22 protein-coding genes are annotated in these 25,662 nt (G+C 47.1%); 14 read left to right on the plus strand and 8 right to left on the minus strand.

Annotation, left to right across the window (positions count from 1 at the left end):
* Positions 1-111 precede the first annotated feature (111 nt).
* Positions 112-645 carry a DUF3617 domain-containing protein gene (locus tag AAKU61_RS09750; RefSeq protein WP_354331741.1) on the minus strand — a complete coding sequence of 178 codons (534 nt, stop codon included), beginning with the start codon at positions 643-645 and terminating at the stop codon, positions 112-114.
* A 473-nt stretch (positions 646-1,118) separates the two neighbouring features.
* Here AAKU61_RS09750 and AAKU61_RS09755 point away from each other — a divergent pair, with 473 nt between their 5' ends.
* From AAKU61_RS09755 to AAKU61_RS09765, 3 genes are all read left to right on the plus strand, one after another.
* Positions 1,119-1,928, plus strand: coding sequence for an alpha/beta fold hydrolase (locus AAKU61_RS09755; protein ID WP_354331743.1), 810 nt, complete (start codon positions 1,119-1,121; stop codon positions 1,926-1,928).
* A gap of 63 nt (positions 1,929-1,991) precedes the next feature.
* Complete coding sequence (locus tag AAKU61_RS09760; protein WP_354331745.1) at positions 1,992-2,342, plus strand: RidA family protein; 351 nt, start codon at positions 1,992-1,994, stop codon at positions 2,340-2,342.
* A 19-nt stretch (positions 2,343-2,361) separates the two neighbouring features.
* Positions 2,362-4,617: a RelA/SpoT family protein gene (locus AAKU61_RS09765; RefSeq protein WP_354331747.1), complete on the plus strand. Its 2,256-nt coding sequence runs from the start codon at positions 2,362-2,364 to the stop codon at positions 4,615-4,617.
* A gap of 117 nt (positions 4,618-4,734) precedes the next feature.
* Here AAKU61_RS09765 and AAKU61_RS09770 read toward each other — a convergent pair whose 3' ends face one another.
* Both AAKU61_RS09770 and ppk1 read right to left on the minus strand, forming a co-directional pair.
* A complete protein-coding gene (locus AAKU61_RS09770) occupies positions 4,735-5,217 on the minus strand; it encodes a SixA phosphatase family protein (RefSeq protein WP_322118145.1) in 483 nt (160 codons plus the stop codon).
* 1 nt (position 5,218) lies between these two features.
* A complete protein-coding gene (gene ppk1, locus AAKU61_RS09775) occupies positions 5,219-7,456 on the minus strand; it encodes a polyphosphate kinase 1 (RefSeq protein ID WP_354331749.1) in 2,238 nt (745 codons plus the stop codon).
* Between the two features lie 211 nt (positions 7,457-7,667).
* Here ppk1 and pstS point away from each other — a divergent pair, with 211 nt between their 5' ends.
* From pstS to phoR, 7 genes are all read left to right on the plus strand, one after another.
* The gene (pstS, locus tag AAKU61_RS09780) at positions 7,668-8,720 is read left to right on the plus strand and encodes a phosphate ABC transporter substrate-binding protein PstS (RefSeq protein ID WP_354331865.1); all 1,053 of its coding nucleotides are present in this window, start codon (positions 7,668-7,670) and stop codon (positions 8,718-8,720) included.
* Between the two features lie 264 nt (positions 8,721-8,984).
* Positions 8,985-10,013: a phosphate ABC transporter permease subunit PstC gene (pstC, locus tag AAKU61_RS09785; RefSeq protein WP_503012599.1), complete on the plus strand. Its 1,029-nt coding sequence runs from the start codon at positions 8,985-8,987 to the stop codon at positions 10,011-10,013.
* Entirely contained in the window at positions 10,010-10,915 is a 906-nt protein-coding gene (gene pstA, locus AAKU61_RS09790; RefSeq protein ID WP_503012598.1) for a phosphate ABC transporter permease PstA, read from the plus strand. The genes pstC and pstA overlap by 4 nt, the downstream gene beginning before the upstream one ends.
* A gap of 126 nt (positions 10,916-11,041) precedes the next feature.
* The gene (gene pstB, locus AAKU61_RS09795; protein ID WP_416200146.1) at positions 11,042-11,797 is read left to right on the plus strand and encodes a phosphate ABC transporter ATP-binding protein PstB; all 756 of its coding nucleotides are present in this window, start codon (positions 11,042-11,044) and stop codon (positions 11,795-11,797) included.
* A gap of 72 nt (positions 11,798-11,869) precedes the next feature.
* Complete coding sequence (gene phoU / locus AAKU61_RS09800; RefSeq protein ID WP_322118147.1) at positions 11,870-12,580, plus strand: phosphate signaling complex protein PhoU; 711 nt, start codon at positions 11,870-11,872, stop codon at positions 12,578-12,580.
* Positions 12,581-12,588: 8 nt separating this feature from the next.
* On the plus strand, positions 12,589-13,278 hold the full coding sequence (gene phoB, locus AAKU61_RS09805; protein WP_322118148.1) for a phosphate regulon transcriptional regulator PhoB: 690 nt from the start codon (positions 12,589-12,591) through the stop codon (positions 13,276-13,278).
* A 303-nt stretch (positions 13,279-13,581) separates the two neighbouring features.
* The gene (phoR, locus tag AAKU61_RS09810; RefSeq protein ID WP_354331751.1) at positions 13,582-14,901 is read left to right on the plus strand and encodes a phosphate regulon sensor histidine kinase PhoR; all 1,320 of its coding nucleotides are present in this window, start codon (positions 13,582-13,584) and stop codon (positions 14,899-14,901) included.
* A gap of 62 nt (positions 14,902-14,963) precedes the next feature.
* On the opposite strand, the gene AAKU61_RS09815 is transcribed toward phoR, so the two are convergent.
* Both AAKU61_RS09815 and AAKU61_RS09820 read right to left on the minus strand, forming a co-directional pair.
* Positions 14,964-16,406 carry a hypothetical protein gene (locus AAKU61_RS09815; protein ID WP_354331753.1) on the minus strand — a complete coding sequence of 481 codons (1,443 nt, stop codon included), beginning with the start codon at positions 16,404-16,406 and terminating at the stop codon, positions 14,964-14,966.
* 2 nt (positions 16,407-16,408) lie between these two features.
* Complete coding sequence (locus tag AAKU61_RS09820; protein WP_354331755.1) at positions 16,409-17,710, minus strand: prohibitin family protein; 1,302 nt, start codon at positions 17,708-17,710, stop codon at positions 16,409-16,411.
* Positions 17,711-18,059: 349 nt separating this feature from the next.
* Between AAKU61_RS09820 and AAKU61_RS09825 the strand changes: the two genes are divergently transcribed.
* The 3 genes from AAKU61_RS09825 to AAKU61_RS09835 all read left to right on the plus strand — a co-directional run bounded on the left by AAKU61_RS09825 (position 18,060) and on the right by AAKU61_RS09835 (position 21,576).
* A complete protein-coding gene (locus AAKU61_RS09825) occupies positions 18,060-18,764 on the plus strand; it encodes a response regulator transcription factor (RefSeq protein ID WP_354331757.1) in 705 nt (234 codons plus the stop codon).
* Positions 18,764-20,851 carry a sensor histidine kinase gene (locus AAKU61_RS09830; RefSeq protein WP_354331759.1) on the plus strand — a complete coding sequence of 696 codons (2,088 nt, stop codon included), beginning with the start codon at positions 18,764-18,766 and terminating at the stop codon, positions 20,849-20,851. The genes AAKU61_RS09825 and AAKU61_RS09830 overlap by 1 nt, the downstream gene beginning before the upstream one ends.
* Positions 20,852-21,159: 308 nt before the next feature.
* Positions 21,160-21,576, plus strand: coding sequence for a VOC family protein (locus AAKU61_RS09835; protein ID WP_354331761.1), 417 nt, complete (start codon positions 21,160-21,162; stop codon positions 21,574-21,576).
* Positions 21,577-21,605: 29 nt separating this feature from the next.
* Here AAKU61_RS09835 and AAKU61_RS09840 read toward each other — a convergent pair whose 3' ends face one another.
* Complete coding sequence (locus tag AAKU61_RS09840; protein ID WP_354331762.1) at positions 21,606-22,415, minus strand: siderophore-interacting protein; 810 nt, start codon at positions 22,413-22,415, stop codon at positions 21,606-21,608.
* 1 nt (position 22,416) lies between these two features.
* Positions 22,417-23,193 (minus strand): PadR family transcriptional regulator, encoded by a 777-nt coding sequence (locus AAKU61_RS09845; RefSeq protein ID WP_354331764.1) that lies wholly within the window; start codon positions 23,191-23,193, stop codon positions 22,417-22,419.
* A gap of 363 nt (positions 23,194-23,556) precedes the next feature.
* On the opposite strand from AAKU61_RS09845, the gene AAKU61_RS09850 reads away from it, so the two are divergent.
* Positions 23,557-24,720: a GGDEF domain-containing protein gene (locus tag AAKU61_RS09850; protein ID WP_354331766.1), complete on the plus strand. Its 1,164-nt coding sequence runs from the start codon at positions 23,557-23,559 to the stop codon at positions 24,718-24,720.
* A 162-nt stretch (positions 24,721-24,882) separates the two neighbouring features.
* On the opposite strand, the gene AAKU61_RS09855 is transcribed toward AAKU61_RS09850, so the two are convergent.
* The gene (locus tag AAKU61_RS09855) at positions 24,883-25,575 is read right to left on the minus strand and encodes a PEP-CTERM sorting domain-containing protein (protein WP_354331767.1); all 693 of its coding nucleotides are present in this window, start codon (positions 25,573-25,575) and stop codon (positions 24,883-24,885) included.
* Between the last annotated feature and the right edge of the window lie 87 nt (positions 25,576-25,662).

Raw genomic sequence — 25,662 nt, forward strand, 5'->3', positions numbered from 1 at the left:
CCACGCCATGATTGCCACTCTTTAAATTTATCCTGTTGCTATTGTCTCATTTGAGGTAAACACTCTGCTTGGCTTTTTATCGTGCAAAGATCTCTTGTTATTTGTTATTTGTTATTTGTTTTTTGGCAGGTCTAATGGCTTAATATCGCCGCAGTCTGCGGATAACCATTTGCTCTTGGTTTCGCTATGCATATTGATGGGTTTATCGTTAGCGATTCCCTTAAAATCAAAAACTGACTGGACGCTATCGTCGCCAAGATAAGTGCCTGTAACTTTGCCGCTACCTTTCATCTCTGGTTTATCACAGACCAAATCCATAGACCAGGTATTGCCATTTTTCTGGATATTTTTTGACTGACAACCGGATTGATCTTTGAAGTTGACTGGCGGTTGATCGCGGTCTGCCATTTCCTTTGTGATACACATCTGAGTCGTCATCCCACCGTTTTGCATATTGGGGATTTTGATTCCCATCTGTTTCAGTTTTTCTAGTTGTTCTGGTGGAATGGTCGGCATATTTTTCATCGCGTCGGATTGTATGGTCACTTCCCACAGCCCAGCTTTGGATTTTCCGGCGGCTTCCGCATTGCTGACTAAGGATAAGGCGCAGAGCGATAAACTGATTAATTGGATGGTGCTACGCATAACATTTCCTTTGAATATGGATGACAATAAGTCAATGTAGTTGCTAGTCATGCAAAATGAAAGCAAAATCGCTTTTTGGGAGGTGCCAGACATTTCGCCAGCATCGCCCAAACGTGCTTAGTCGTACAGAAGTGGTTTGATCGTAGCACTATTTTTTATCAGCATATTACGCTTAATGAATATACTCCCCACTATTTTTTTAAAATATCGGTTGTAAACCATTAAATGTATGGACAACTTAAATATACTTATATCCAGTATATAAATTAATTGTAATGCCAGTGCGAGTAATCGTTTTCGTCCTAAGCCATATTAGACATTTGTTTAAAATAAGTACGAAAACGAACAGTAGCCGCAGTTCAAGCATCGTAAAATATCAAATTGCTTCATCCCAACGATCAATCAGATAAGGCTCGCCCATGATTGCACTACGCAAATCCGTTCAATGTGTTTCCCCTGCAGGATTACATCGCATGTCCTATAAACAATGGGGCGATCCTCTCAATCCCCGCGTGCTGGTTTGTGTGCATGGCCTCAGCCGGGTAGCGGACGATTTCGATGCCTTGGCGGAAGTGATGTCGGATACTTATCGCGTCGTTTGCCCTGACGTTGTCGGGCGGGGTCAGTCGGATTGGTTGCGCAACCCCCAGTTTTATCAAGTGCCTCAATATGTCAGCGATATGGTGACCCTGGTTGCAAGGTTGGATGTTGAAACGGTAGATTGGTTTGGCACCTCGATGGGGGGATTGATTGGCATGGGTTTAGCAGCCATGCCGGAGAGTCCTATCAGAAAACTGATCTTGAACGACGTTGGTCCAGTACTCAATCCCGCGGCACTGGTGCGCATTGGAGACTACATAGGCCAGGATGTACGTTTCAATACTTTTGAGGAAGCTGCCGCTTACATTAAGCAGGTTTCCATTTCCTTCGGCCCGCATAGCGATGCGCAATGGCATAAGCTGGCGACTGATGTCTTGAAGCAAAATCAAGACGGTCAATGGATACGTCATTATGATTTGGGTTTGGCAGCGCCAATTAAAGCCACGACACCGGAAATCGCTTTGGCAGGGCAGGGCATGTTGTGGGCGGCCTATGATGCGATAAAGTGCCAGACCTTGGTCGTCAGAGGTTCTGAGTCAGATTTGCTCAGCGAGCAGACCGCACAAGAAATGACACAGCGTGGCCCGCGTGCCGCCGTGGTAGAAATCCCGGGCGTTGGTCATGCTCCTACATTTGTGCAGCCGGAACAAATCGCGATTGCCAGAGCGTTTTTTCTGGCATAAAACTATGCCTCATCGGACAGTCATAGAGGTTTCTATAATGAGTGATCAATCAGCAGGATTGCAATGAGCTTACAACGTTTTCATGTCGGGCAACGCTTGTCCGAAACTGCTATTTTTAATAAAACGATTTATTTAGCCGGTCAGATTCCCGAAGATACCAGCCAAGATATTATCGGCCAAACTACGGAAGTATTGGGGCATGTTGACCGCCTGCTAGCGGAGGCCGGAAGCGACAAATCGCACATTCTGATGTGTCAGATTTTTTTATCCGATATTACTCAAATTAGCGGCATGAATCAGGCATGGGACGCATGGGTTGCTGAGGGTAATGCACCGCCAAGGGCGACTGTACAAGCCGCGTTGGCAAATCCGGATTGGTTGATTGAAGTAGTCGTTACTGCGGCACAAAAATAAGTAAAAACAAATAGACATTATGGTATCGACATCAGCATTAGCAGCGCCGTCAGAATCTCAATTGCAGTCGCAATTGTTAGAAGGATTGTCGGAGAGCGAATCTGCCCGCGTCATGGCAGCACTTGAATTCGTCACTCCTTTATACGTAAATCGTAATGTGGTCACAGGTCAAAATGCGCTGCAATTTGTGCAGGGCGTCGTTTCTACATTGGTGATGTTGCGTACCGATGTGGATACCCGGATTGCTGGTTTATTGTTTGAATTGCCGGAACTAAGTCCCGCTGCCGCCGCACAAATTGAAACTCGGTTTGGTAAAGAAATTGGCGATCTGGTCTCTGGTATTCGCCGTCTGATGCGCCTGCGCGAGGCGGCCTTGACCCAACATGATGTTGGTCGCGGCAAGGACTCCGCAGAAAAAACCGCGACCCAAATGGAAACCTTGCGCAAGATGGTGCTAGCGATGGCAACCGATATGCGTGTAGTCCTTGTTCGCTTGGCGTCGCGCGTGACGACCTTGCGTTATTTCGCTGATTGTAAACGTGACGATGCCGTATCACAGCAATACGCTAGCGAGACCATGGATTTGTATGCGCCGCTGGCAAACCGGCTGGGTGTCTGGCAATTGAAATGGGAGTTAGAAGATTTATCCTTCCGTTTTATGGAGCCTGCGCAATACAAACGTATCGCCAAAATGCTGGAAGAAAAAAGGCTGGAGCGCGAGAGTTTTGTGGTCTCTGCGATTAGTCGTCTGAATGCAGAATTAAAAGCAGCTGACATCAAAGCAGAGGTCTCTGGACGACCTAAACACATCTACAGTATTTTTAAAAAGATGAAGGGCAAGGACGTCAATTTTGATGAGCTATACGACGTGCGTGCTTTCCGTGTGGTGGTTGATGATGTTAAAGATTGCTACACCGTTTTGGGCTTGGTCCATAACGCGTGGACTCCGCTGCCTAATGAGTTTGACGATTATATTTCTCGCCCAAAACAAAATGGCTATCAATCATTGCATACCGTCGTGGTGGTGGAAGATGGCCGTCCGCTGGAAGTGCAAATACGCACCCGCGCCATGCATCAGTTTGCTGAGTATGGCGTAGCAGCGCACTGGCGCTATAAAGAATCTGGTGGGTCCAATTTTTCTGCACAAGAATACGATGAAAAAATTGCTTGGCTCAGACAACTATTAGCATGGAAATCCGAGGTCGCCGATGTGGTGGTTGGTCAGGAAGAATTACAGCGTGAATGGGTAGAAAAAATCAAAGCAGCGACGCTGGATGATCGTATTTATGTCCTGACGCCGCAAGCGCGTGTGATTGAATTGCCGAGTGGCTCTACCCCGGTCGATTTTGCTTACCATTTGCATACCGATGTCGGACATCGTTGTCGTGGTGCGCGCGTCGATAACGTCATGGTGCCACTAAATACGCCGCTAAAAAATGGTCAGACGGTAGAGATCATTACGCTCAAAGTAGGCTCGTCCCAGACCGGACCGTCGCGCGATTGGCTCAACATAGAATATTCAGCGAGCACCCGTACCCGCAGCAAAATTCGCGCTTGGTTTAATGTGATTGATCAGCAAGAAACGCTTTCGAATGGTCGATCGCTTGTTGAAAAAACCTTGCAGCGCGAAGGTAAAACCGCCGTCAATCTGGATGAATTGGCGCGCAAGCTGGGGTTTGCCAATGTAGAAGAATTATTTTTGTCGGTCGGTAAAGATGAGTTCAGTCTGCGCCAGATAGAAAATAGTTTGCGCGAAACCGTCGAGGTCGTCGACCCGGACGAAATTGATATTACCAATAAAAGCCGCGCGTCCAGCGTGACCCAAGGTGCTAAGTCCGGCGTACTGGTTGTCGGTACCGAAGGTCTGATGACGCAGCTAGCACGCTGTTGTAAACCTGCGCCACCAGATGGCATTATTGGTTTCGTCACACGTGGCAAAGGGGTTTCTATTCACCGTCTTAACTGCAAAAATTTTGCGGAAATGCGGACTAAAGCGCCTGAACGTGTATTGCAAACCACCTGGGGCGAGCACGGTAAAGAAACGGTTTATCCGGTTGATATTTTTGTGCTGGCACAAGACAGACAAGGATTGTTACGCGATATCTCAGAAGTATTCTCCCGAGAAAAAATCAATGTGATCGGTGTCAACACACAAAGCGCGAAGTCGCAGGCGCGGATGTCGTTTACTGCAGAAATCACCGGCACAGCGCAACTGCAAAAAGCCTTGATGGTGATACGGGAAGTGAGCGGAGTATTAGAGGTACGAAGGAATTAAACTAGAACGTCCAATGAAAGTGCGGCTCCTGGCATGATTTCGTGCCAGGAGCCGCACTTTTATTGGACGTCTTGTTTTAGAAGCTCTGTTTTATAAGCTCCCTTTTTGCTATTACTTTTATTTTATAACCAAGTCCGGCGACATAATCGCTTTCAGATAGGTTTGCAAATCGTCGTCGCCTTCCTCTTTGTTTCTCTGCTTTTGGCTAATCCACCAGACATTACCTTTGCGCACTGCGCACTCTTGTTGCATTGGTGCGATCAGACGTGCAGCGACTTGCCCCAGGGTTGGCTGGTGTCCAATGATCAGCACAGGTTCGCGGCTATTCGGCCAGTTGGCCGCTTGTAGCAAGGCGTCTGCATCTGCATCTGGGCCTATCTCATGCAGCACTTTAAACTTGCGGTCGAGTGCTGCCATGGTCTCTCTGGTTCTTACCGTTGGGCTAACCAGGATGCGACAGGTCTCAGGTAAATTACTATCTAGCCAATAGGCCATTTTATTAGCTTGTTTAATGCCTTTGCCTGTGAGCTTACGAAAGCTGTCGGGCATCTCTGGCGTTGCTATTTCTGCTTCTGCATGGCGCCACAAGATCAAGTCCATTTTATTCGCCCTCTGTTTCAGACAAAGAGCCTAGGCGTTGCATCAGGCTCTGTTGTGCGCAGATAGCGGCCTGTTTTGTGCGGGCTTTTTTGCGGTGGTATTCGCCCTCACTATCCAGCGTCCAGGCATTGACGTTATCTTTTAAATAGGGGTCAAGGCCTTCTGTGATCACCCGTTTTTTCAGGGATTTATCCAAAATCGGGAAGGCCACTTCAATCCGGCGGAATAAATTACGACTCATCCAATCAGCACTGGCCAGATGGACATCATGTGCCAGATCATTGCGGAAATAATAAATGCGGCTGTGTTCCAAAAAACGTCCGATGATAGAGCGCACCTTGATGTTTTCCGATAATCCCGGTACGCCAGGTCGCAGGGCGCAGGCACCGCGAATGATCAGATCAATTTTTACGCCATCGGCAGAGGCAGCATACAAAGCGCGGATGACGGATTCATCCAGCAAGGCATTCATTTTTGCGATGATACGACCAGGCCGACCCGAGCGCGCGATTTTGGCTTCGTTACGGATAGCTTTGATGATTTGTGGTTGGAGGGCAAATGGCGCTAGCCAAAGGTATTCCAGCTTCTTGGGTTTATTTAATCCGGTTAAATGAATGAAGACTTCATTCACCTCAGCCGCCAGTTCCGGGTGTGCAGTGAGCAAACCAAAATCGGTGTAAAACTTGGTAGTTGACGGATGATAATTACCTGTACCCATGTGCGCATAATGGCGCAAGACGCCTCCTTCTTCACGCCGTATCACCAGTGCCAGCTTGGCATGCGTCTTTAATCCAACCACACCATACACAACTTGCGCACCAGCTCTTTGCAGTCGGTCCGCCCAGTTGATATTGGCTTCTTCATCAAAGCGCGCCATTAGTTCTACGATGACAGTCACTTCTTTGCCATGACGTGCCGCAGTGATCAGCGACTCCATCAAATCTGAATTCATGCCGGTACGATAAATTGTCTGTTTAATTGCGACGACACTTGGGTCGAGTGAGGCTGACCGGATGAAATCAATGACTGTCTGAAACGGTTGGAAAGGGTGGTGCAGCAAAATATCTTGCTTACCAAGTAAAGTAAAAATATCGTTATGGGTATATTTTGAATTAATCTTGGCCGAGAAGGGCGGGAAGCGCAGGCTAGGTTGCTTGACGTGATCGACTAACTCTGACAAGCGCACCATATTCACCGGACCATCTACCGGATATAAGCGATCTTGATCTAATGCAAATTGAGATAGTAAAAACTGGGCTAAATCATTAGGGCAGTTTTTTGCAACTTCTAAGCGAACTGCAACACCAAACTGACGACTTTGTAATTCGCCTTGTAAAGCCTGGCGCAGATTTTTAACTTCTTCCTCATCAACCCACAAATCGCTATCGCGCGTGACGCGGAATTGTGAATACGCCAATACCTCACGACCATTGAATAAATCGCCAATATGCGCATGAATAACTGAGGATAACAGGCAGAACGATAAGCCTTTGTCCGACAACTCATCTGGCAATTTAATTACACGCGGCAGTACCCGTGGTGCTTTTACAATCGCAATCGCAGTATCCCGACCGAAAGCATCTTTGCCTGCCAGTGAGACGATAAAATTAAGACTTTTATTAACAACCTGTGGAAATGGATGTGCCGGATCAAGGCCGATCGGTGTGAGCAGCGGTTTGACTTCGCGGTCAAAATAGCTTTTCACCCAGGCGCGTTGCGCTTCATTTCTATCGGTATGACGCAATAAATGGATACGCTTGCGTGCCAATTGCGGCAGGATTTCTTGATTTAATACTTCGTATTGGCGTTTTGCCAGTTGATGGCATTCGGTATTAATGCGCTCCATCATCGCAACAAAAGTCGCATGCTGTGCCAACTCGCCATCAATCGTATTTTGCGCTAACAGGCTGGCGACCCTGACTTCAAAAAATTCATCCAAGTTGCTACCGACGATACATAAGTAGCGCAGTCTCTCCATCAAAGGGATCGTTTTATCTTCCGCCTGCGCCAGTACTCGCCAGTTAAACGCGATCTGTGACATCTCTCGGTCAAGGAAGATTGCCGAGCGCGGCAACTCCGTTGGTGCCTGGGGAGTTTGCGTATTGTGGCCTGTCACAATTGGTTTTGCCGGTGGTTTCGGTGGTGTTTTTGTATCAGCGTGTGGCGTTTCATGCAAGTCTTCTTCACTGACAGTCACCACTTTTTCCGCTGATGGGTCGGGTAATTTTTGATCTTGCATTTTGCTCGCGTGTCATAGAGACCGTCATAGATAGGTGAATAGATTGTAAAGAAGCAATATGACAAGTTTATGACAGAAAAATACAAATTTTCATATCGTTTCATCTATTATTACATCATATTAAATGAAGTCATAATCTTGTCACAATTGGATTGTAGAGTTCGCTTCGTACTAGATGGATAGCATCATGTTATTTAACTCAGAGGTGAATATGCAACTCAATCGTATCGTCAAATCTTTAGTTGTTACGCTGGCAGCAGTCGGTGCAACTGTTTCTTTATCTGCCGCCTATGCCGCAGATATGACTGGCGCTGGTGCCACCTTCCCTTATCCAATCTACGCTAAATGGGCAGAAGCCTATAAAAAAGCAACCGGCAATGGCTTGAACTATCAGTCTATCGGTTCTGGCGGTGGTATCAAACAAATTAAAGCAAAAACAGTCGATTTCGGCGCATCAGACATGCCTTTGAAGTTAGAAGAGCTGGAAGCCGATGGCCTGACACAATTCCCGGCGATCATTGGCGGTGTAGTGCCTGTCGTTAATCTGGATGGTGTTGAGCCAGGTAAGATGAAGATGACTGGTGACGTACTCGCCGGTATCTACATAGGCAAGATCACAAAATGGAATGCACCAGAGATCGTTGCATTGAATCCAGGTATCAAATTGCCAGCAGAAGACATCAATGTTGTACACCGTTCTGACGGTTCCGGTACAACATTCTTGTGGTCTGACTATCTGTCTAAAGTCAATGCAGAATTCAAAACAGTCGTTGGCGCAAGCACTGCAGTCAAATGGCCAGTTGGTTTGGGCGGTAAAGGTAACGAAGGCGTTGCAGCTAACGTACAACGTATCAAAAATTCCATCGGTTATGTTGAGTACGCTTACGTAAAACGTAACAAAATGACCTATACCTTGTTGAAAAATGCAGATGGTCAGTTCGCACAGCCTGATGATGAAAACTTCAAAGCGGCTGCCGCTGGTGCAGACTGGGCAAAAGCACCAGGTATGTATTTGGTGTTGACTAACCAGCCAGGCAAAGTTACATGGCCTATCACTGGCGCATCTTTCATCATTATGTACAAATCCCAAGTAGAAGCTGACAAGGGTAAAGAAGTGTTGAAATTCTTTGACTGGGCATTCAAAAACGGTGGCGCGATGGCGACTGAGTTGGAATATGTATCTTTGCCAGCACCAGTTGTTAAGTTAATTGAAGATAGCTGGAAATCTAAAATCAAAGACGCTTCTGGTAAAGCAATCTGGTAATTAATTTAGTTTGAATCTACAGCATCGGAGCGACGAAGTTACCTTGTAAAACTTCGAAGTTCCGACGATGTTAATCAAGAGTTTTACAGGCACTGTTTGATTTCAGTGCCTTTGTTTAAGTGGTCATGAACAGGTAAGTCAACGCGTAAGTGAACTGGTAAGTTAACGGACCAGACAACGATGTTCATGCCGATCACTTATTAAGCTGCTAGTAAACCAATATGGAAATCTCCTTCCATGCAGACACAACAACCTCCGATCGCTATGTCAGCCTCCTCATCTACATCAAGCAATCCGCAGCAACATACAACGCAGCCAAGCGCACCAGCAAATCATGCTGAGGTGAATATGGCAGCGGTGATGCGCCGTCAGCAGTGGCAGGATTTTTTATTTCATAAACTGACATTCGGCTTCGCTTTGTTTGTTTTGGTGGTGCTTGTAGGCATCATTATTTCACTCATCATTCGCGCTTGGCCAGCGATGCAAGAATTTGGTTTTGCCTTCGTGACGACGATAGAGTGGGACCCGGTCAATGATAAATACGGTGGTTTGATCGCCATTGTCGGTACCCTGGCAACCTCGATTATCGCCTTGCTGATCGCCTTCCCGGTGAGTTTTGGTATCGCTTTGTTTTTAACTGAGATTTGTCCCGCCTGGCTTAAACGCCCGCTTGGTACTTCAATAGAATTATTGGCCGGTGTGCCAAGTATTATTTACGGTATGTGGGGTTTGTTTGTATTCGCACCGCTGTTTTCGGATTACATACAACCAGCGTTACACGCAACGCTAGGTAAATTGCCTGTGATTGGAGTGATGTTTTCTGGCCCTATGATAGGTATCGGTATTTTGTCTGCCGGTGTGATCTTAGCGATCATGATTATTCCTTTTATCGCGTCTGTCATGCGTGATGTGTTTGAAGTTGTCCCGCCAGTCTTAAAAGAGTCGGCCTACGGTCTTGGCTGTACTAAATGGGAAGTCGTTAGAAAAATCGTTTTGCCTTATACAAAAATCGGTGTAGTCGGCGGTGTGATGCTGGGCTTAGGTCGGGCTTTGGGCGAGACTATGGCGATTACTTTTGTGATCGGTAATGCGCACAAATTATCTTGGTCTTTGTTCGCTGCGGGTAACAGTATTGCCTCTACCTTAGCGAATGAATTTGCCGAAGCCGAGACCGTGTTGCATACATCATCGTTGTTCTTGCTTGGCCTGATTTTGTTTGTCATCACATTTATTGTTTTGGCCGCAGCTAAATTAATGTTGCTTGGTTTGACCAGAAAAGAAGGTGCAAAATGAGCACGAATTCAACCAGTCCTATGACCCTCGCCAGCAACGCTTTAAATTCTTCAGCAAATAATCCTGTCTACAAACGTCGTTTGCTGATGCATAGAATCGGTATTACCTTGTCTTCTCTGGCAATGGCATTAGGCGTGTTTTTCCTGATGTGGATTTTGTTCACTTTGCTGATCAAAGGTTTCTCAGCGATTAGCTTAGATATGTTCACAGAAACAACGCCAGCGCCAGGTAGCGATGGCGGCGGTTTGATGAACGCGATTGTGGGTAGTTTTATGATGGTCGGTTTCGCTACTCTGATCAGTACGCCGATTGGAATTTTGGCCGGTATCTACCTCGCAGAATACGGTGATAAAAGCTGGTTTGGCAGCATCACACGCTTTGTGACGGACATTATGTTGTCAGCACCTTCCATAGTCATTGGTTTGTTTGTGTATGCCATCTATGTATTTAATGTTAAACATTTTTCTGGATGGGCCGGTAGTTTAGCGATCTCCTTGATTGCCATACCGGTGGTTGTGCGTACCACAGATAATATGCTCGGATTAGTGCCAACCAGTTTGCGCGAAGCTGCTTTTGCACTCGGCGCACCGCGCTGGAAAGTCGCTTTGCTAATCCGTTTGCGCGCTGTTAAAGCGGGTGTCGTTACTGGTATTTTGTTAGCGGTTGCCCGTATCTCTGGTGAGACCGCACCTTTGTTATTCACTGCATTGAATAACCAATTCTTTAACGGCAATATGAATAAGCCGATGGCCAACTTGCCTGTAGTGATTTACCAGTTCGCTATGAGTCCTTACGACAACTGGCGTGACCTTGCATGGGGCGGCGCTTTGCTGATTACATTTAGCGTATTGGGATTGAATATCCTGTCTCGCACGATGTTTAATCAAAAAGTACAAAATTAATTTCTTGGAACCAGCATGATGACAACGCCAATGAGTACAAATATGAATAATGGAATCAACGTAGCTATTAATCCATCGATGAATGCTGGTTTAAATTCATCTTCGAGTGCGACTGCCAGCGCAGACATGAAAATGTCGATAGAAATTTCTGGATTGAATTTTTTCTACGGTGCGACACGTAGCTTGCGTGATATTAATTTGAATATCCATGACAAAAAAGTGACTGCATTTATCGGTCCTTCTGGTTGCGGAAAATCGACATTATTGCGGACTTTAAATCGTATGTATGATCTGTATCCAGGCCAGCGTGCCGAGGGCAAGATTATGTACAACGGTAAGAATATTTTAGATGCCGATCAAGACATCAATCTTTTGCGCGCCAAAGTTGGTATGGTGTTTCAGAAGCCGACACCGTTCCCGATGTCGGTGTATGACAACATCGCATTCGGTGTTCGCTTGTATGAAAATTTGTCCAAAGGTGAGATGGATGAACGGGTTGAATGGGCATTGAAAAAAGCAGCATTGTGGACCGAAGTTAAAGACAAACTGAATAAAAGCGGTCTGAGTTTATCTGGTGGTCAGCAACAACGTTTGTGCATCGCGCGCGGCGTATCAGTGAAGCCAGAAGTCTTGTTGTTGGACGAACCAACCTCGGCGCTGGACCCGATCTCTACCGTCAAGATTGAAGAATTGATTCATGAGTTAAAGCAGGATTACACCATCGCGATTGTGACGCACAACATGCAGCAAGCAGCGCGTTGCTCTGATTACACCGCGTATATGTATTTGGGCGAACTGGTGGAATTTAGTGAGACCGATCAGATCTTTATGAATCCGGTCAAAAAAGAAACACAGGATTACATCACGGGTCGTTTCGGCTAACTGCGCGCGTAGATATAAAGTAAAAAACTAAGTTAAAAACTAAGTAAGAAATTGCACATTTAGGAGTAGACCGTGATAGGTGAACATTCTTCAAAACAATACGACAATGATCTGGAAACGATACGTTCCAAGGTCTTGATGATGGGCGGTTTGGTTGAAAACCATTTCCATGATGCGATGTCGTGCTTCCGCACTGGTAATGCAGATCAGGCAGAACTGGTAATCAAATCTGATCTAGAAGTGAATCGCCTTGAGGTATTGCTGGATGATATGTGCAGCCACCTCATCGTCAAGCGCCAGCCTGCTGCGAACGATCTGCGTACCGTCATGGCGACTGGCAAAGTAATCACCGATCTGGAACGGATTGGCGATGAATCGACCAAGATCGCACGGATTGCCAGAGATGCTGCGGCCAATCGTAAATCCGTTGCCATCTTCAGTGGTTACGAAACCGTGCGTGTGTTGGCCAGTGGCGTAGGTGAAATGTTGCATCAGGCACTAGATTGCTTTGCCCGTCTGGATGGCGAGCAGGCAGTGCGCCTGATTGCCCAAGATGCGATTGTGGATAATGATTTCCGTTCCATCATGCGTAATCTGATTACTTTTATGATGGAAGATCCAAGCACGATTTCATCTTCGCTTGACGCCCTCTGGGTTGCCAAAGCGATTGAACGTATTGGTGATCATTCTAAAAATATCGCTGAGCACGTGATCTATATTATCGAAGGCAAAGACATCCGCCATTCTGACTATGTAGCGACCAAACAAGAGCAAAATAACTAATCTAAATTATGGCTGCTGATAAGACAACAATCCTCATTGTGGAAGACGAACCAGCAATTGTCGAGCTGGTTACTTTTACACTCCGTGCTGCTGGCTGGAACACATTTGCTGTGAATAACACCGCAGAAGCATGGGAATTTATTCAACGCAGAACACCACAGTTGATTTTGTTGGATTGGATGCTGCCTGACCAGAGCGGTTTGCGGCTGTTGTCTAAAATTCGTGCTGACCGCAACTTCAATGAGATGCCTGTCATCATGTTGACTGCCAAAAGCATGGAAGAAGACAAAATTGCTGGCCTGGATCATGGTGCAGATGACTACGTCACGAAACCGTTTTCTCCCCGCGAGCTGACCGCCCGTATCAAAGCCTTGTTGCGCCGCAAGAGCCCAGAACATGCACAAAGCGCATTAGCTGCGGGCCCGGTGATACTCGATCCAGTGAGTTGCACTGTCAAAATTGATGAGCAAAAAGTCGATATCGGGCATGCGGAATACAAGCTGCTCAAGTTTTTTATGGCGCATCCAGAGCGCGTTTTTTCCCGTAGCCAATTACTCGACAAAGTCTGGGGCGACCATGTCGTGATTGAAGAGCGTACTGTCGATGTGCATGTACTGCGTTTGCGTAAAGTATTGAAAGAGGCCGAGTCCTTGATTAAAACGGTACGTAGCGTCGGTTATATGCTGTCAGAAAAATAGTCAGAGCTGTAGTTTGCTTAGAATCAGTAATATCGATATGCTGACAATAAACTATATATAATCCATATACTCCCCATAAATTTTTTTAAAAATGCCGTATTGTCCAGAATTTATATGGACAGCTTATATATACAGGTATGGAGTATATTATTTATCATAGACGTTATTATCTGACTAACGCCGCTTCGTCAGCGCAGTTCTTGATTTTTAGTAGCTGATTTACTAGCTGACTCGGCATCTCGTTTTGCATACTGTTTTGCATCTCGTTTAGCATCTTATTTCGCAAATTATTTAGACCATTTAATGCATCCTCATCTCGTATTCTGGATTTCCGCCATAGTGCGTATGATCGTCGTTTTGTTAACCGCTGCGGTAGGCTGGTTTTGTTGGGGTGCGGTGCCTGGTTTGCTACTCGGCCTGGCTGGAATGATGGGTTTGATTTGTATCCAGTTATTCTATTTACTGCGACTCTCCGATTGGCTGGACAATCCGAATACGGTTCGGCTACCCGATGGCTGGGGCGCATGGACTGACGTGTTCTCTCGTTTGTATCGCCTGCGCCGTGGCGATGAAAAAAACCAGGCCGAACTGGCAGAGTGGCTGGCGCGCTTTCGCCAGGCCATGACTTTGTTGCCCGATGGTGTGGTCATCATGGACGACGTACTATTTTTGGAATGGTGCAACCCCGCGGCGGAGAGCCATCTTGGTCTGAGTCTACGTCAAGATAAAGGCATGCGAATTACCAATCTGGTACGCAGCCCCGAGTTTATGGACTACATCATTTTAGGGCGCTATGACTCGCCACTTACTTTGTCTTTCCGCGAGCGCAAGCTGATCGTCCACATTATCCCGTTTGAAAATCGACGTCAAATTCTGGTCACGCATGATGTGACAGAGTCCGAACGTATAGACATGATGCGGCGCGATTTTATCGCCAACGCCTCGCATGAATTGCGTACACCGCTGACCGTGATTAACGGTTTTCTGGAGATTGCCTCCATGCAGCCGGATCTGGATTCCAGCATCCGCATGTCGCATCTTAAATTGATGGCAGAGCAGGGCGAACGTATGCAGCGTCTGGTTGAGGATATGTTGACCTTAACCCGTCTGGAATCGATCGATTATCCTATGCGCCCGGAGCGCATTGACATGCGCGCCATGCTAGAGCAAATTTTAAAAGAAGCACATGCCTTATCTGCCGGACGGCATCATATTAGTCTGGAATTTAACGGCTCGGATTTATTAGGCAGCAATGATGAAATCCGTAGCGCGCTAACCAACTTAGTCACTAATGCTATTCGCTATACGCCAGAAAATGGTGAAATCAAACTGATTTGGAAAAATCAAACCAATGGTCAGGGTCAGAAATTTATCGTACAAGATAATGGTATCGGCATTAGTAACGATCATATCTCTCGATTAACCGAGCGTTTTTATCGCGTTGATAAAAGCCGTTCCCGCGAGACACAGGGCACCGGTCTTGGCTTAGCCATTGTGAAGCATGTATTGCTGCGCCATAAAGGCCATCTGGTGATCGAATCTACGCCGAATGTCGGTAGCAAGTTCTGCGTACAATTTCCGGCATCGGCAAGTGTGGCGCATGAGGATGGCTTGTTCCAGTAATTGATTTGATGAAATCACGATCCTTGTTTTGCAGGGATCGTGAACTCTTAAAACTCATTCCATCACCGCAAACTAATCGTCTGCTTTTTCCATACCGGATCTTGCCAGCGATAAAACAGACTTAAAGAGCTTGGCTTATCTGCCGATTTTTCTGTTTGTAAAGACTCCATACTGATTAATTCAAAACTGCGTTTGTAGCGACCATCGATTCTGGCTTCACGTGCGACCAGCATTTTTGTCGTGCCAGGTACCCAGCCGGCAAATTCTGCATAACCCAGATCGGGGTCGCTATTGGCTGGTGGCAGCACATCAATCACCCAGTCCTTGCCGCTCTGATGGAATAGCCACATTTCGCGCCAGGAATCCATCGGTTGCACCGCCAAAGTCAGCGCAGTCGCTTGTGCGTTCGGCCGTGCTGATGCGGTCCATACCAGACTATAAGTACAGCGCTGTACCAGCGGTGCTTTTACGTCATGCTTTGCATCGACCAAGGCAATACAAGTCTCGCCGGGTTGGCCTGCAGTTGTGACGATATGCAGGCTTTTTCCATCTGTCGGAGTGCTGGTCGGTACCGCTACCGGTGTCGGCTCCGCCGCCCAACGCATACTGCCTGTACGCACGCCTGCATCGGCATAACTATTCAGATCGTCGTCACTCATTTCGCTTTTGTTCACTGCGGCTAATTCTGTCAATGCACGGGTCGCTGCCGGTTGGCTGTTATCGCCTTTACGTTGATGTTGAAAAGCGATGCTGGACCAGACACCGGCACGGCGCATATGAATACGATTTTTCAGGTACTCCGGCAACTCGCTGATATCAACACGATCTAGCACGTCGGCGCGCCACAGATCAAGACTATTGCGCTCGGTTGGACGCATCACCGGATCGATGCAATCAGCACGTGTCAGCGCCAGCGCTGCAGTGGCTTTTTGCGTTTGATTTGCGCTCATTGCCAGCACGCGGCGGAAGGCTTCGCCGTCATAGCAAAGCTGGATACGACCATCACGTTCTAAACCTTTGAGATTAACGCCGTAATAAGCGGCGACCTCTAAGTGGGCAGAAATTTGGGCCTCATTTGGTTTTATTGTTGCACCAAGCGCTTTGTTCGATGCACGTCGCGCCAGACGCTCTGCCATTCCACCCAACGCATCAAAAGCTTCTACATTGATTGCCTGTGCTGGTGCTGCTTTTAAAAATGCTGCGGTATAGGCAATACCCAATGCCTCTGCACCCGGCGTATCACGTAAGAACCGGACCACGGATAATAATTCTGGTGCGTCGTCTGGCTTCATCGATACCATTCTGACCTGACTGGCTTTGATATAACCTGCGCGTTCGCGGCGGTGATCATAGACTTGCAAGTAATCGAGTTTTTCACCACGGATTTCCAAACTATCGCCTTGCCATAATACGGCTTGCTGTTGTCCGCTATCTTTCGGCGAGGCGCGCAACTGCGCCTGATCCTGGGTCACAATGGCGATTAAAGTGATGGCAGTAGCTAACATGATTATTGGCTTTCTTCTGTCGTGTTGGTCGGTGTTGTCGTCTGTAAGTGCGCTTGCTGATTTTTACCAATTCCCAATAAAGCCGATCCGATAAAGCCACCATCTGCAGGCGGTGGCGCGATGATGACGGAAATTTTGTCGGACAATTTATCCGCCATGGTTTTTTGTATCAGTAATGGATGTTTCGTCAGCAACGCGCCATCTCTTTCTAATTGTGCGCTGGCGACTTTGCCGACCAGATCCTGACGATAGGCTTCTGCATCCGCCAGTTTGCGGCGTGAATCTGCTTCGCCGGAGGCTTCGATAATACGGGCTTGCGCTGTCCCTTCAGAGGTTTTGATGCGAGAGATTTTTTCCGCTTCGGCCTCTAACTGCCTTTGTTCGATTTGTTTTTGCTTAAATGGCAGTACATGCTTCATCGCTTCTTCTTGCGCTTTGGCTGCAATGATTTGCTCGCTGGCAGCTGCCTCTGCATTTTTTTCACGACGGATTTTTTCTGCATCGGCTTCTAAGGATGTTTGCTGCACCTGCTTACTTTTTAGTTCTAGGGTGTAGCGCATTTTTTCACTCTCTAACTCTTCTGCCAGCAGCTTTTCCATGCCTGCTTTGTAGTCTTCTGGTAAATCAACTTTGCCTATCATCACGCTTCGGAGGACGATGCCATCTGTCGCCAGTTTAGGCTTGAGTTCGGCCTCGATTAATTGCTGGATTTCTTGACGTTTGCTAGAGAAAATTTCACGCACGGTATAACGGGTAAAGGCTTTGTAGATCACGCCTTGTACGGCGGGTTCAACAATTTCACCATTGATGTCGCGCGGTAGATTTTTGCTCATACTAGTTAATTTGGCTGGGTCCAGGACATATCGCACAGTCAGGTCAACACCAAGTGACAAGCCTTCTACCGACTGAAATGGCGCTTCACCATTGGCCTTAGCACTTTTCACAGGACGATAGATTTGATCGAGTAAGGAGTAGCGACGTAATTCATGAATGCCAGGGATGACCATGGCAGTACCAGCCCGCAATTCTTCTGATACGCCGGTGAATTGGTTGATCCGTATACCGACTTCACCACGTTCTATGGTTTGTGCAGGCGGATGCTTGACGACGACGTAACCAGTAGCGCCTATCGTTGCCAGAATCAACAAACGTTTGATGATTTTGCCGCCATGAGTTTTGACACCGCTTGTGATGACATTGCCTGCACCATTCGCAATCCCGCCGGATGTATGGAACACGCCGGATGCGCCCTTGGATAATGCGGAACGGATAGCTTGCACGATAGTTTTGATACGGTCAGACATGGCATTCTCCTGTGAGTGGCGTTGTGTACTAAATTGGTACTAAATGAGTGCTGAATAGGTACTGAGCTTGCTGTGGGCGCCGCGTTTATTTGCTGCTGTTCCCTGAGACACATCATGCGACTAGCTGCGCGGAAGAATCAACGAGGCAGCCGTGCCAGTATCTTCATCGCACCAGAGCGCTTGCTCCTTCAGCGGAATCGACGGAAGACCGTGTGAGTAAAAACTCACAGCCAGAGGTATGACTTTTGTGCTGAAAGCGTGGATACTCATGTGATTGAATTTTGGTTGAATTTTGGTTGAATATGATCGACTAACAACATGCGTTAGCAGACAGCAAGAGAGGCAGAACATGGTAAAAGTAGCCGTCATCGAGGACGATCTCCCAACCAGTAACCAACTTAAATCCTGGATAGAATCCGCCAAGCCCGGCATTCAGGTAGATCAATGGTTTAGTCGTGACGATGCAGAAGCTGCGCTAGCACGTGAGACCTATGATTTGGTTGTACTCGACATTGAGTTAGGGCGCGAACGCCATGCCGGCGTTGCCATCATCAATGTGATTAACAAAAGTCAGGCGACGCCCGTCCTGGTGGTGTCAGCCATGCCCGCCACGATTTATCGCAGCATTATGAAAGCCTTAGACGCCTGGGATTATTTACAAAAAGCGACCTTTGAAGAAGCTGATTTTATCGACACTTTTCTGGAGATTTTGCGTGCCGTCAAAGAGCGTAAGCAACATAAAGACAATGGCAAACAAGTCGAAGTGATAGATGAGTTAGCGATGGATCCTTTGCGCCAGCGCAGTCCGATCTGGCGTGGTCAGCGGATTAATTTGCCACTGACGGCACAGCGGATTTTGGTCGCTTTATTTGCCAGTCGCGGCCAAGTCGTGTCTTACGACGATTTATATGAAGTCGTTAAAAGTGGACGTAACCGTGACAATATCCGTAAACATGTCAGTACCATCCGCGATGCCTTCCGCGAGATTGATCCTGATTTTGAAGGTATAGAAAACGTGCCTATGCGCGGTTTCCGTTGGGTGGACGCTAAGTGATGAGATCGCTTTTTTCTGCACTAGCACCGTTTCGACTACGGTTATTATTTCGTACGGCATTTTTACTGCTAGCAATTGCTACTGTGGCTTTAGCAGTTTCAGTTTTGCAGCAAGAAAAGCAGCTCAGTTATAAAAATTATCAGCATAGTTTTGCTAAAACACGTGAGCAGATTTTATCCACCTTGCGCCATCCGGCGGGACAATTGGCGCTACTTAATCCACCCGCAGAAAAGGGTAGCGACAGTTTGCATCCTTTGCTATTACCATTTTCTGCGCTGGATTTTGATGATCAAAATAAGGTGCAGCAAGCAGTAGCGATGTCCGGTTGTCTGGTGCAATACGGCACGACAGGATCGCTCTGTTTAGGCATAGGGAATAATCCCTGGGCTGGCGGCTATATTTATGTTGCAGGTAGTTTTAATAGCGCTGATCTGGTCTCGCATCAGCGCGGTGATGAGAGCCTTGCCCAGGCACACAGAATGCGCGTTAGCGTCAGCCTGCGTGGACAAACTTACCAATGGATTGCTCCGTTTGAAAAAATGCCGGATGCTGGCAAAAAATCGATTGGCCAACGTGGATTAAGTGGAAGGTTAACTGGATTCTGGGCGAGCGAAGCAGACAAGCCCAACGCGCGCCCGGTCAAAGAATTTCGTGGTTGGATTTGGCAAAATGCGAATTGCAATCAGGCTGAACTAGATGATCAGGACAGTACTTGCAGCAAGACCTCCTTCTATTCATTGCGTCTGCCGATCGCTGTCTGGCAAGACGCCTTGTTTGAGAAAAAACGTCCGGTCTGGCCGCCTGAGGATTTAGATCAGGTGAAGGTCAAAATCGCCGTTCTTGCGCCTGATATTGCTCCCGGCTCGATAGGCGAAATTTTGTTTGATAGTGAGAATGGCACGCCAACGCCGCCGTTTTCTCTAAGAGATTTACAAACTCAATTACTACCTGGTGAGACCGTGCGCATACGCAAGCTGACCGGTGGCAAAGAGCTGGTGAATCTGAATGCCCAGGTCGAGCAAGAGAATGAGTCATGGAATTTGTTGACTCGACTGATCCGTCGTTTGCCAGTAGATGACTACGACACACCTTTAGAGAGCAGCGACCAGATCACCACTGCACTCGATACCTATGAGGTTGTACTCAAGGGCGATCTGCGCAGTGTTAGCAAAAGTCTGGCGGTAGTGGCGACGCGGGTGTCTTGGTTTGTCGGTGCGATGTTGCTGGCACTTTTTCTCACCTGGTTGGTGATGGAGATCAGTATTATCCGCAAAATTACGGTGCTGACTAAACGCGCTGCGTCCCTTTCAAAAACGGTTAAAGGTGCTGGCGGTTTGCAGCAATTTGAGCTCGGTGATTTGCGTGGTGATGATGAATTAGGCGTGCTGGCAAGTTGTTTGCACGACTTGTTGCGGCGGGTCAAAGAAGATGTTGAGCGTGAAGGCATTCGTGCAGAACAAGAGAAGCAAATGTGGCATGCAGTCGGGCACGAGATTATGTCCCCTTTGCAATCACTGATGGCTTTACACGGCGCAGCAGATGACCAGAGCAGCCGCTATATCCATCGTATGCAACAAGCGATACGCGTCCTGTATGGCAACGCCTCGCCGAGTGAGGCTTTTCAATCGACTGAATTGCAAGTGACCAGTATCGACATCAGCGCTTTTCTGCATAACGTTGCGGGTAACGCGCCTTGCGTCGGCATACAGCAAGTAGAGTTTATTGGCGGAGATCAGGCAGTTATGGTCAGAGCAGATGATTACTCACTAGAAGATGTGGTGACCCATGTACTGCGAAATGCTGACCGGTATCGCCTGCCTGGCAGCGCGATTACCCTCAACTTACTGATCAGCGAAACCGCAGCTACGATCACGATCCACAATGTCGGCCAACATATTGCAGACGATATGCTGGATAAGATTTTTGAATACGGCGTCTCAGATCAGCAAGATTCCGCTGCCAATGGCAATCGTGGTCAAGGTTTGTTCGTCGCAAAAACCTATATGGCAAAAATGGGTGGAACGATCAGCGCCCAAAACACCGCGGAAGGCGTAAGCTTTGTGCTGAGTTTGCAGCGAGCGGATTGATGGGCTTAGTGAATTTGCTTAGGGGCGTCATTCCAGCGAAGGCTGGAATCCAGTGTCCTGCCAAGCTAGCTTATCTACCAGGCGCTCAAGAGTAATCGTCTGTTTTGGTCTTAGATTAATTAATATACTGGGATAGTGTATATTTTAATTGTCCAAATAAAGTCTAGACAATAGAGCATATTTTATAAAAATAATGGGGAGTATATTAAACAGAGCTTTTCCATTAGGCGCACCCAATGCGCTGTCCTCATCCTAAATCCTAATGGAAATTCCCGGTTAATACTCTCATTTCACGGACAACAAAAATCATGATTAATGCACTTAACCATATCAACATCAAAGCACCATCTGCATTGCTGGAGCGCGTCCGCGATTTTTATTGCAGCGTTCTGGGTTTGCAAACGGGTTTCCGGCCAGCGTTTCAATCGCATGGTTATTGGTTATATGCAGGCGATAGCTGCATGATCCATTTGTCTGAGTTGACGGAGTTTATTCATAACGATAGTGACGCGATGGCGGCAGTAGGGACGACTCTTGGCACCACCACCGGGTATCTGAATCATGTCGCCTTCGCTTGTCAGGATTTGTCGCAGAGCAAAGCACAGCTAGAATTGTTTGGCGTTTCTTACACAGTTAAAACCGTACCAGAGACCAAACAAACACAACTGTTTTTGATTGATCCTGCTGGCGTCGGTATCGAGCTGAATTTTTCTGAGCTGGCGTAATCTGGACTCAATTCTGGATTCAACTAACCTTATTCATCATGTGTCTGATGATGTTCGCTAGCACCACGTTTCCAATAGCTGGCTGCGTGTATATGCGCTTTTTCTAAACGGGTTTCTTGTAAAAGATACTGACGCAAGGCCTGTACATTACCTAACTCGGTGGCGATCCATGCATAGCCTTCACCTACCGGCAAGTTAAGAGTTTTTAAAGTGGCTAAGAGTTGATTGCTTTGTCCAGTTACGTCGCTTTGTAGCCAATGAATTTCTATCTGCGCGCCTTGCGTTAAAGTGATTTTTTCGCTCAGGTCTGCAACTTCGATCAACACGATTGCTTGCGCATCCGGTGGTAATTCTTCTAACCGGCGGGCAATAGCGGGTAAGGCAGTTTCGTCGCCCATCAATAAATACCAGTCAAAATCAGCCGGTACCACACGTGAACCACGTGGGCCGCCGACACCTACGGTTTGTCCGGGTTTGGCTTGCGCTGCCCAGTTTGATGCGGGGCCGTCATCGTGTAAGAAAAAATCAATATCCAGCTCTTTACTCGCAGCATCAAAGCGACGCGGCGTGTAGTGTCTGCCGATCACGTTCGCATTGCTATTGTTGGCATTTTGCCCAGCCCCAGGTAATTGCGGCAGAGCGGGTTGATCACTTCCAACGGCAGGGAAAAACAATTTCATGTGATCGTCATGCGCCGCAGTTGTAAAACCATCCAGCGCCTCGCCAGTCAGCGTGATTCTGAGCATGTGTGGCGATAGTTTTTCGGTACGTAACACCGTCAATAAACGCAGTTTGAGGTCGTGCCGTATTTTTAGAATTTGATGTGGTGTTTGAGTCATATTATTGTTCTTTCATTTTTAAGTCCGCTTCTGAATTTGAGTCAGAAATAATGCTGTTCGCCGTTTGTTCCAGCAAGATTGCAACGCGGTCAGCTTCGGCCGCGTTCCAGCTACCACGTCGCAGCATTAATGCATGCTTTAGGGTATGCATGGCCTGATGTACTCGCTCTGGTAATGACTGTTTAGCCTGGACTTTGGCAAACATGTCCAGGCGTGCCAATACGCCATTCACTTGTGCCCGATTGGCATCAAGATAATCGCGTCCAATCGCCGTAATCGTGTACAGACGTTTGTTACCGGTCGCTGGAACGCCGCTACTGGTACTTGTGCTATCTGCTGAATTGACCGACACATTAATTTGCGAATTGACTTGATCCTGTTCTTCCAACAAGGTTAAGGTCGGGTAGATCGCGCCCGGGCTTGGGGCGTAGGCACCGCCGCAACGTTCTTCAATTGCCTTGATAATTTCATAGCCGTGACGCGGGCTGATTTCGATCAATGCCAGGACGATTAAAGGCAAATCTCCACGACCGAAGACGCGTTCTGCGCGTTCACCGCGCCCACGTCCGCCGCCTCCGCCTCCGCCACCACGTAAGCGACCATGCCCACCGCCTGCATCGTCGTCAAAAGCGTCATCGCCTAGGCCGGCAAAATATTGTGGGTGGTGATGCTCATGAGCAAAATGTCTTGGGCCATGTCTATGATGCCCGTGATGTTCGTAGGAGCCATGATGTTGGTGATGATTGTGTTCTGAATGAGTATGATGATGATTTTTCATGATTTATAGATATATCTTTAATTTAAAACTATATGATATATCGTTAACTGATTAAGTCAAGGACAGATTTTTGAAAAAATCAGAAATTTTCTTCTTTAATCAAAAATAAAAAAATACAGAAATCTAAGCCTGAGGCGTAGCCAGGAGCTAAACCGCTGTAGACGCTTAATCGTGGGATGGGGACTTATCAGCAAAGTCAATTTGCTGTTCTGCTGATTATTTCAAAATTAGTTGATCAGCCATGAATGCATAGTTTTACCAAAGCCGAGTGTGTATGATGGGAAACTCATTTAGGTAGTTCATAGCAGGAAAATCATTGGCTTTCATGGATTTTTCACGAATATGATAGGACATTGATACAGCATGATCGAGACCCCTGCTTCCAAGATTGAATCAGCTTTAAACAAGCAAAGCTCTGAGCTAGAAAGTTACAAAAATGATCGTATTTGTAACGACCTTTACAGGCGTGCATTAATTGGCCCAGTGTTTTACCTGATCGCTTGTTTTTTACTGATGGGCATCACTGGCTATCATTTGCGCTGGCCTTGGCTGAGTGCCTTGCTAATATGCACTTTTCTCATTTTATGGGTGATGCGGTACAAGCATCTGCCTCCTGTAGCAGGTACCGACAAAGAGAAATACAAGCAGTGGATCAGCCAACATTGGTTGTTAATACAGATAGGCTCGGTGGTTTGGGGGCTGGTACCCGCCGTGATCGGTTATTTGAGAGTGCGTCCCGACAGCGCGATTATGGTAGCGACGATTGCGACCGTTGCATTTAGTACTGCAGCAAGTCAGGCTTTTGCCATGCACCCACGCCAGGCTCGATGGAGTTTGCTAGCGCTGATCTTGCCTGCAGCCCTAGTATTTTTTCTACCGTCACTCGAACTTAGCTCCACTGGCCTGACGCTCTCGTTTTACGTTTTATATTTAATCGCAAATCTGCGCCGGTCTGCTAACGAATATGCTCAGCAGATTGCAACGGAAGTGGATTTAATCCGCAGCCGTGCTGAAATAGATCGACTCTCACTGACGGACATGCTGACTGGTTTATCCAATCGACGGAGTTATGACCAGGCATGGCAACAAGCCTGGCATTTGGCGGTACGACAAAAAGAGACACTGGCATTGCTGATGCTCGATCTGGATCATTTTAAACATGTCAATGATCGCTATGGCCACCTTGGCGGTGACGCTTGCTTACAGCATTTTTCTGGACTATTACAGCAACACATACGAAGAGGTAGCGATATCATTGCGCGTATAGGCGGTGAGGAGTTTGTGATTATTTTGCCCGCTACCAACGCAGAAGATGCTTATGTGATGGCAGAACAATTGAGAACGATAGTATTAAATACTCCCTGCCAATTTGAAAATATTCAGATCGAGATGACAGTCAGTATTGGTGTAGGTACGGTGAATTGGGATCAGGATATCAATCCATCCGCGACATTTAGCCGGATTGACAGTGCTTGCTACGATGCGAAAAATGCGGGCCGTAATAAGGTCAAACTGGCGATTAGCTAAAAAAAAAGACAGTCCATTTCTGAACCGTCCTTTTATTTTTCTGATCTATCAAGTCCAACAAAGATGATGGACTGAAGTGATTTTTAAAGTCTGAACTAATACTTTAATTGATACTTTAACTCAGACTTTAATTGAGACTTTAATTGAGACTTTAACTCAGACTTAAGCAGATTTCGCGCGACGCAATGCGGCCAGACCGATCAATCCCAATCCCAGCAAAGCCAGGCTGCCTGGTTCAGGCACGTCACCGCTCAATTTAATATTGTCGACTAAGAGTGCGGTAGATACTGAGTTGTCACCGGCTTGTACCGCACCAAAACTCAGAGTATGTGTGCCAGATGTCAGCAGAGTTTTAGAAACATTGCTCCAGGCTGTTGCGTTCGAATAACCAGCAACACCGCTGCTGAACGTGCTGGTATTAGTATCGCCCAAGCTGAATGCAACGCCATCCAATACAAAGAAGGTGAAATCCCAAGGTGAAGGGGTGCCTTCATTTGTCAGAGTTCTGACATCAAAGCTGATGAGGCTACCAGCGTCCGCAGTGAAGGTTTGTTTGATTGCAGAACCATTGGTAAAATTTTTGTAGCCAGATTTGATTGACTGCAATGCTGCATCAGTTGTGCCTGTAAAGCTTTCCAATGTGCTTGCATTGGATGCGCCACCGCTCACTGCCTGGATGAACGCAGAAAATGTTCCATCTGTTGCTGTGGTGTTTGTTGTGCTGGTTGTCATTAATGTCGTCCAACCCGTCAGGCCAGATTCAAAGCTACTGTCAATGATGCTTGCATTCGCTTGCGTTGCACTGAAGCCAATTGTGCTCAATACAGCTGCTGAGATGAGTGTTTTGATTTTCATGATGGTCTTGTCAAGAAGGGGTTGAAGTAATATTTCAATTGCTGTTAAGCAAAATTTATTCCACCATGTAAAATCAAGGACTTACAA

This window comes from Undibacterium sp. GrIS 1.2 (assembly GCF_040544435.1).
Taxonomy (GTDB): domain Bacteria; phylum Pseudomonadota; class Gammaproteobacteria; order Burkholderiales; family Burkholderiaceae_D; genus Undibacterium.

Coding starts and splice junctions, on each gene's coding strand:
- AAKU61_RS09750 (WP_354331741.1), bottom strand. CDS start 645: ATGCGTAGCACCATCCAATTAATCAGTTTATCGCTCTGCGCCTTATCC.
- AAKU61_RS09755 (WP_354331743.1), top strand. CDS start 1,119: ATGTCCTATAAACAATGGGGCGATCCTCTCAATCCCCGCGTGCTGGTT.
- AAKU61_RS09760 (WP_354331745.1), top strand. CDS start 1,992: ATGAGCTTACAACGTTTTCATGTCGGGCAACGCTTGTCCGAAACTGCT.
- AAKU61_RS09765 (WP_354331747.1), top strand. CDS start 2,362: ATGGTATCGACATCAGCATTAGCAGCGCCGTCAGAATCTCAATTGCAG.
- AAKU61_RS09770 (WP_322118145.1), bottom strand. CDS start 5,217: ATGGACTTGATCTTGTGGCGCCATGCAGAAGCAGAAATAGCAACGCCA.
- ppk1 (WP_354331749.1), bottom strand. CDS start 7,456: ATGCAAGATCAAAAATTACCCGACCCATCAGCGGAAAAAGTGGTGACT.
- pstS (WP_354331865.1), top strand. CDS start 7,668: ATGCAACTCAATCGTATCGTCAAATCTTTAGTTGTTACGCTGGCAGCA.
- pstC (WP_503012599.1), top strand. CDS start 8,985: ATGTCAGCCTCCTCATCTACATCAAGCAATCCGCAGCAACATACAACG.
- pstA (WP_503012598.1), top strand. CDS start 10,010: ATGAGCACGAATTCAACCAGTCCTATGACCCTCGCCAGCAACGCTTTA.
- pstB (WP_416200146.1), top strand. CDS start 11,042: ATGAAAATGTCGATAGAAATTTCTGGATTGAATTTTTTCTACGGTGCG.
- phoB (WP_322118148.1), top strand. CDS start 12,589: ATGGCTGCTGATAAGACAACAATCCTCATTGTGGAAGACGAACCAGCA.
- phoR (WP_354331751.1), top strand. CDS start 13,582: ATGCATCCTCATCTCGTATTCTGGATTTCCGCCATAGTGCGTATGATC.
- AAKU61_RS09815 (WP_354331753.1), bottom strand. CDS start 16,406: ATGTTAGCTACTGCCATCACTTTAATCGCCATTGTGACCCAGGATCAG.
- AAKU61_RS09820 (WP_354331755.1), bottom strand. CDS start 17,710: ATGTCTGACCGTATCAAAACTATCGTGCAAGCTATCCGTTCCGCATTA.
- AAKU61_RS09825 (WP_354331757.1), top strand. CDS start 18,060: ATGGTAAAAGTAGCCGTCATCGAGGACGATCTCCCAACCAGTAACCAA.
- AAKU61_RS09830 (WP_354331759.1), top strand. CDS start 18,764: ATGAGATCGCTTTTTTCTGCACTAGCACCGTTTCGACTACGGTTATTA.
- AAKU61_RS09835 (WP_354331761.1), top strand. CDS start 21,160: ATGATTAATGCACTTAACCATATCAACATCAAAGCACCATCTGCATTG.
- AAKU61_RS09840 (WP_354331762.1), bottom strand. CDS start 22,415: ATGACTCAAACACCACATCAAATTCTAAAAATACGGCACGACCTCAAA.
- AAKU61_RS09845 (WP_354331764.1), bottom strand. CDS start 23,193: ATGAAAAATCATCATCATACTCATTCAGAACACAATCATCACCAACAT.
- AAKU61_RS09850 (WP_354331766.1), top strand. CDS start 23,557: ATGATCGAGACCCCTGCTTCCAAGATTGAATCAGCTTTAAACAAGCAA.
- AAKU61_RS09855 (WP_354331767.1), bottom strand. CDS start 25,575: ATGAAAATCAAAACACTCATCTCAGCAGCTGTATTGAGCACAATTGGC.